The sequence below is a fragment of the Leptospira alexanderi serovar Manhao 3 str. L 60 genome (assembly GCF_000243815.2).
GTDB classification, from domain to species: Bacteria; Spirochaetota; Leptospiria; order Leptospirales; family Leptospiraceae; genus Leptospira; species Leptospira alexanderi.
This window is the reverse complement of sequence record NZ_AHMT02000001.1, coordinates 77,501-82,500: the sequence shown is the minus strand read 5'-3', so window position 1 is coordinate 82,500 and position 5,000 is coordinate 77,501. Positions and strand designations below refer to the sequence as shown.

The 5,000-nt window shown below is 38.6% G+C and carries 4 protein-coding genes (2 of these 4 running past the window's edge); 2 read left to right on the top strand and 2 right to left on the bottom strand.

Translation table 11 applies throughout. The features are described 5' to 3' along the window. Positions 1–636, top strand: the 3' portion of a protein-coding gene (locus LEP1GSC062_RS00375) for a site-2 protease family protein (RefSeq protein WP_010577380.1). 297 nt of this gene lie to the left of the window's left edge; 636 of the gene's 933 nt are visible here — the last part of the coding sequence; its start codon lies off the left edge, out of view; its stop codon occupies positions 634–636. After that, positions 600–2,015: an NHL repeat-containing protein gene (locus LEP1GSC062_RS00370; protein ID WP_020983100.1), complete on the top strand. Its 1,416-nt coding sequence runs from the start codon at positions 600–602 to the stop codon at positions 2,013–2,015. The genes LEP1GSC062_RS00375 and LEP1GSC062_RS00370 overlap by 37 nt, the downstream gene beginning before the upstream one ends. A gap of 405 nt (positions 2,016–2,420) precedes the next feature. Here the strand turns inward: LEP1GSC062_RS00370 and LEP1GSC062_RS00360 are convergent, their stop codons facing one another. Further along, entirely contained in the window at positions 2,421–3,758 is a 1,338-nt protein-coding gene (locus LEP1GSC062_RS00360) for an MATE family efflux transporter (protein WP_078127213.1), read from the bottom strand. Then, on the bottom strand, positions 3,759–5,000 hold the 3' portion of the coding sequence (locus LEP1GSC062_RS00355; protein WP_010577378.1) for a dicarboxylate/amino acid:cation symporter. Its footprint extends 42 nt past the window's final position; the window shows 1,242 of its 1,284 coding nt (coding positions 43–1,284); its start codon lies beyond the right edge, outside the window; the stop codon is at positions 3,759–3,761. It abuts the gene before it with no gap.

The following is a 5,000-nucleotide window of genomic DNA, read 5'->3' as shown; positions in this document are numbered from 1 at the left end:
CCGATTCGGAATAAAAAACAACTTTTCGACATAGGAATTTGGGGCCCCCTGATGAGTTTAATTCTTTCCGTGCCTTGTTACATTGTAGGAATCTATTTGTCTTCTTTGGTTCCGATTGATTCTGTGAGAGAAAATCCGGGAATAATTTCTTTTGGAGAATCCATTTTTACGATCACTATGAATCAATGGATTTTAGGACCTTTCGATCCGACTGCTCAAGACGTTTGGATTCATCCTTTGGCGCAGGCCGGTTGGGTTGGACTTCTTGTGACCGCCATCAATTTGCTTCCGTTTGGTCAACTCGATGGAGGGCATGTAATTTATTCCGTTTTTGGCGAAAGATATAGAAATTGGATTTATTATCTTTTTACGGTTTTTTTGCTCTTATGTTTATGGAATTTTTCCTGGTTATTGTGGGGTTTTCTGATTTATTTCATCATAAAAGTAGAACACCCTTTTGTTCCCGACTCGGGGGTTCCTTTGGATCGAATTCGAAAAATTGGCGGTCTGTTGATTTTATTTACGCTGATTTTTATTTTTGTACCTTCTCCGATCCAACTTGGAACGGATATAAATCGACCGGGTCTTGCTGAGGAAATATGGATTTCGCTCAAGTCGGTTTATTTAGGTCTTTGATCATCCTCCTTTTTGTAGTTTCGACTCCGGTTTTCGACCAAGATCAGGAAATCAAACTTACGGAAAACGCATACGGTCTTACATACGACGGTACAAACTTTTGGTATCTCGATTCTACACATAGGTCTTTGTATCGAGTCGATCCGAACGGAAGGCAAGAATCGTTTTCATTGAACATTCCTTTTCTCGCCGGAATCAGTTTTGATCCGCGCGAAGGAAGAATTTTTGTCGGTGCAAGAAAACTCGTTTTAAAAGTGGAACCCAATACAGGCGGCGTTACGGAAAGAATTCCGGTTCCGATCGAAAAAATCGGAGGGATTGCTAGTCAGAATTCTTTACTTTACATTCTCGATCAAGAAAACGGAAAAATTTCTATTCTAGATAAAGCGACCGGAAAACTAATCGGGGGGTTTTTAACGGATCGGGTTCAACCGAGAGATTTGGTTTTTGCAAGAGATTCGATCTGGGTTTCCGATTCTTCCGACGGGAGCATCTATCGATACAATCCGGATAACGGAGCGATTACCGGTTCTATCAAAACACCTTCTAAAGAAATCAGAGGAATGGTTTTTTTAGGAAGCAAAATTTTCATAGTTGATCGGGCTGGAAAAGAAGTTCGAAAAATTTCTTTTGTTGAAACGGATCGTTTTATTGCTTCTGGAGAAACGATTCATCTTATGAAGATCCGAGTTACTTTTTCGTTAAACCAACTCTCGATTGCAGGAGGGTCGCTTGGAATTTTTCAACCTCCAACGACTGAGCATCAAAGAATTCGAAATTTAAAAATAAACCAACCCGGATTTAAACAGGATTTTATCGGAAATGGAAAGGCCTTCGTAAAAATCCTCGGAGTGGACGATTCCAAAGGAAAACAAACTTTAGAATATTCTTTTGAAGTAAGAACTCAAAACATCCGCTACTATGTGACCGACGACTTTTTGGAAAAGAGGGAAAGTATTGGAGACGATCTAAAACCCTTTCTCAAAGGAGAATCTCTGGAAACTCAAAGGAATTCTTACTATGTGGATAAGATCTTCGATGCGAGATTGTTTCGAAGCACGATATCCGCTTTGAAAAAAAACCTTTTAGATTCGGGTGTTCCAGTGCGCTCTCAATATACGGTTTCCATTTCTGGGCCCGATTCCGTTTCCTTCAAGGATACGATAGACGTTTACATTCCCGGTTTTGGGTGGGCTCCTATTCAAAACGTAAAACTTTCTTCGGACGAATCTTCCCGAGTATTTAAAAAAGGAGAAGAAAGTATCGATCTCTTTCAAGCCGAAAACTGGAATGACATTCAATCTCCAATTTTTTACAAAAGCAGAGATTCGGAGGAATGGAAAAATATTCCGGCTGAGATTCAGGTGATTTTGGAATGATTTCGAAACTGTAAGACTTTAGAAAAAGTCGTAAAGAATACAAATAGTCGGAAATGTTATATTAACGTGAGCTCTGCGGTTGAAAATGAGAAAGAATTTTCTAAAAGTAGAAATTCCTACAATTTCAGAATTTGTTCATAAAATCGTGATTTGTGGTAGTTACCCACATTTTAAGAATAGATTTACAAAGTTCAAATTCCGAATTCCTACAAAAAAATAAATCATGGATTTCTTACGCCGAACTCTCGTTATATTAAAGTTGTTGAAAAATTCTATGGTTCAGATTAACAAAACCGCTTCAAACATCCGTTTCAATGAAGTAGAAACAGATAGAGAATTAATTTTTCAACAACTCTATTGTTCTTTGATAATAACGCAGAGAGAAAAAATCTTAAAACCTTTTGTTCAAGCGCTTATCGTAGCCGCGTTTTTTAGTTTAGAACTCTGAAAGAATTTTTTTATCTGAACGGATAAAGTCAAAACTCTTCCGATCATGAGTAAAACAAGAGAAAGCCAAAGGAGATGATTATCTTGTTTGATTTTTCCAAGATATGCAATGGGGAAAAAGAAAAGAGTGGCACTGACCAACATCGAATTACGGAGAATTTTCCCTTGTGTGAGTCCTATAAAAAAACCGTCCAAGATAAATGCGACGGCTCCGATTTCTAAAACAGGAAACAACCAAAATCGGTATTCCTTCAACAAAGATAAAACTGCGTTGCTATTTGTGATCATTCCGAACGTGAAATTCGGAAATAGAAAAACAAATCCCAGAAAGATCGAAGTGAAAAAAATACTATTGTAAAGAGCCAGATAAAGAAGTTCTTTCAGAAGTTTCCAATTTTTTTCACCGTATATATTTCCGGTCAGACTTTCCGTAGCAAACGCGGCCCCGTCGACTAAATAGGCACTTACAAGAATCAGTTGAAGTAGAATTGAGTTCGCCGCTAAAATTTCTGTACTCAATTCCGAACTGAAATTTCGGAATAAGCTAAATGTAAAAATTAAAAATAAAGTTCTCAAAAAGATGTCTTTGTTCAGATGAAGAAGAAAAGAAAAGCCTTGAATGGAAAATAGATTTTTGTCTTTTAGAAAAGATAGTTTTAAGCTAGGCTCAATTTTCAATTCTCTGAGAAACGCAAAAATAAAAACGATCAACATTCCAAACTGACTGATGCTGGTCGCTAAGCCGGCTCCATACGCCTCCCAACCTAAATTAAGGATAAACCAGACGTCCAGAATCACGTTGATTCCGTTTCCGATAACGGTTGCGATCAAAACGGTCGAACTCTTTTCTCTTCCTAAAAACCAGCCCGTAAATACGTAATTACAAAGAACCGCAATGGAACCGGGAATTCTCGCTTTAAAATAAGCAAGACCGGCCGCTTTGACGTCGGTGTTTCCGTGTAAAATTTGAAATCCAATTTCACAAATCCAAGGAGAAAGAAGAAAAATCATCGTTCCGAAAAAACAGGCTAGAGTAATGGATCGAGTTAGAATAAAAAGAGATTCCTTTTCGTTCTTTTCTCCGGTGGCTTGGGCGGTCAACCCCGTGGTTCCCATTCTTAGAAAGCCAAACATCCAAAAAATGAAATCGAAAAGAATTCCGGATAACGCGGTTCCCGCCATAAAGATATAAGAATCAAGATTTCCTAATATACTTATATCGACTAAGCTAGTTAAAGGTACTGTAATATTGGCGAGAATGTTATAGAACGTAAGTCGGTAAAATTTATATCTCAATCAAGTTATCCTGTCCATTACACAGGAAGCGGTAATGTCTCCGGTAACGTTGACGGTTGTTCTACACATGTCCAGAAAACGATCCACTCCTAAAATAATTCCGATTCCTTCCGTGGGAATTCCCAACCCCGCAAGAATCGTAGCCAAAATCACGATTCCGATTCCGGGTGTACTCGGAGTTCCGATCGAAGCTCCGACAGTTGCAAAAAGAATAAAGACCAACTGAGTTGGACTTAGTTCGATTCCGAAATATTGCGCTAAGAAAATTGTCGCAACTGCTTGGTAAAGAGCGGTCCCGTCCATATTGATCGTGGCTCCGACAGGAATGATAAACTCCGCGATATTTTTTTTCACTCCTAGGTTTTCCGTCGCTGTTTGAATTGAAACTGGCATTACCGCAGCGGAACTCGAAGTTGAAAACGCTAGAAGTTGTAAACTTGCGATCTTTGAGAAGAAGTCGATCGGATTTCTTTTCGCTAAAAATATAAGAATGATTGAGTAAACTCCGAGTATTGAAACGAGTCCGAGTAGAACGACGCTCATATAAACGCCGAGAGTGACGAGCAATTCCACGCCGATGGAGGAGATCGCCTTTGCCATTAGACCGAAAACGGCAAACGGAGTCAAAGCCATCGCCCAATTCACGATTTTCATGCTGATTTGAAAAACCGAATTCAAAATTTCAAGAATCGGTTTTGATAGATCTTTTGAAACCGAAAGAATCGCAATTCCGAGCAAAATAGAAAACACAATTACGTTTAACATTTCTCCCTGAGTGATTGAAAGAAACGGGTTCTTTGGAAAGAAGGACATGAACAACTCAGGATATTTGTCTAGAGTCGGAATCTCAGTTGCAGATGGAATGTTTGAATTCAGAGTATTCTTAATTTGAGTCGTTGATTTTCCCGGTTCCAGCCAGAGTGATAGTGTAATTCCAATTGTAACCGCGATGAAAGTTGTAAAAACGAAATAAATTAAGGTTCCGATTCCTAGTTTTTTAACATTCTCTATATTTTCAGCGGAACAAATTCCGAGAATAATAGAAGAGAAGATCAAAGGTACCATAATCATCTGTAAGAGGTTGATGAATATAAGCCCCGGTATAACAAGCCAAGAAGTGGTAAGTTGCGCGGTATTTCTATTGACCAAAGACAAATCGGAACCGAGTAGGATCCCAGTAAAAATTCCGGCTAGCATTCCAACGAAAATTTTTAACCAAAGTTTTTCTTTTAAGTGAGTTAT

Excerpts from the sequence above, each read along its gene's own strand:
- LEP1GSC062_RS00370 (WP_020983100.1), top strand. The coding sequence starts at position 600 with ATGGATTTCGCTCAAGTCGGTTTATTTAGGTCTTTGATCATCCTCCTT.